The organism is Hydrogenophaga sp. OTU3427 (assembly GCF_038440225.1).
Lineage (GTDB): Bacteria > Pseudomonadota > Gammaproteobacteria > Burkholderiales > Burkholderiaceae_C > Hydrogenophaga.
Window position 1 is genome coordinate 1 of sequence record NZ_JASATI010000139.1, and the last position, 310, is coordinate 310.

A 310-nucleotide genomic window follows, 5' to 3' on the forward strand; every position below is an offset into this window, starting at 1 on the left:
CAAGGAGTCGCTGACCCAGAGCGGCGACTTCACGGTCAGCGCGCCAGATGGCTTGGCCACCCTGACGGTGGGCGGCACCACGGTGATCAGCGGCGGTGTGTTCACCGCGGCCAGCATCACCACGCCGCTGGGCAATACCCTGAACGTGACGGGCTACAACGCCGCGACCGGCGTCGTGACCTACACCTACACGCTGACCGCTGCCGAGACCCATGGCACGGTCCAGGGTGAGAACGACCTGTACGAGAACTTCACGGTGGTGTTGACCGACACCGACGGCAGCACGGCCAGCAGCACGCTGACGGCGGCC

The 310-nt window shown here is 67.1% G+C and carries 1 protein-coding gene; it reads left to right on the forward strand.

Annotated elements, in window-relative coordinates; all coding sequences use genetic code 11:
* Positions 1 to 310, forward strand: a 310-nt coding sequence (locus AAHB17_RS24640) for a hypothetical protein (RefSeq protein ID WP_342133698.1), incomplete at both ends; no start/stop codon positions are given.